Raw genomic sequence first — 1,320 nt, 5'->3', positions numbered from 1 at the left:
TTGTGGATGAATGGATTCCCGTATGCACGGGAATGACAGGTGGGTGGTGCCGATCAATTCTCTCACCCCGTCATCCTCGCGAACGCGGGGATCCAATTGTATAGCGAGCCGCTGTGGCCTTGGTTATATCGTTTCATTGCCAGTGTTGCTGTTGGTTTCGCTTTAGTTTTTGTCTGTTATTGTGAGTGCGTTGCCAATACTCGGATTCTGGCGCGTGTGGATGAATGGATTCCCGTATGCACGGGAATGACAGCTGGTGGTGCGGTTCAATTCTCTCACTCCGTCATCCTCGCGAACGCGGGGATCCATGGTATAGCTAGCGCCGTGGCTTGGTTTTATCGCATCATTACTGGTGTTTCTGTTGATTTAGCTACTCTCTCACCCCGTCATCCTCACGAACGTGGGGATCTATTGTATAGCGAGCGCCGTGGTTCGGTTTTATCGTTTCATTGCCAGTGTTGCTGTTGGTTTCGCTTTAGTTTTTGTCTGTTATTGTGACAGCGTTACCAATGCGCGGATTCTGGCGCGTGTGGATGAATGGATTCCCGTATGCACGGGAATGACAGCTGGTGGTGCGGWTCAATTCTCTCACTCCGTCATCCTCGCGAACGCGGGGATCCATGGTATAGCTAGCGCCGTGGCTTGGTTTTATCGCATCATTACTGGTGTTTCTGTTGATTTAGCTACTCTCTCACCCCGTCATCCTCACGAACGTGGGGATCTATTGTATAGCGAGCGCCGTGGTTCGGTTTTATCGTTTCATTGCCAGTGTTGCTGTTGGTTTCGCTTTAGTTTTTGTCTGTTATTGTGACAGCGTTACCAATGCGCGGMTTCTGSCGCGTGTGGATGAATGGATTCCCGYATGCACGGGAATGACAGCTGGTGGTGCGATCAATTCTCTCACCCCGTCATCCTCRCGAACGTSGGGGATCTATTGTATAGCGAGCACCGTGGCTTGGTTTTATCGCATCATTACTGGTGTTTCTGTTGATTTAGCTACTCTCTCACCTCGTCATCCTTACGAACGTGGGGATCTATTGTATAGCGAGTGCCGTGGCTTGGTTTTGGCACTTCATTCTCCGCGTTGTTGGTTTCGCTTTCGTCGTTATCTGTGGCGGTGGCGGTGAGTGCATTTCCAATACTCGGCTTCTGGCGCTTGTGGATGAATGGATTCCCGTATGCACGGGAATGACAGCTGGTGGTGCGATCAATTCTCTCGACCCGTCATCCTGCGAATGCGGGGATCTATTGTATAGCGAGCACCGTGGCTTGGTTTTATCGCTTCATTACTGGTGTTGTTGGTTTTTAGTTATTGTCTGT

General features: G+C 50.5%; 1 pseudogene. It reads left to right on the top strand.

The features are described from left to right. Positions 1-1,053 precede the first annotated feature (1,053 nt). Positions 1,054-1,320, top strand: a pseudogene (locus CIK04_RS35350) (hypothetical protein); the annotation flags it as partial.

The sequence above is a fragment of the Vibrio sp. 03_296 genome (assembly GCF_002265885.1).
This window is presented reverse-complemented; position numbering and strand designations above follow the sequence as displayed.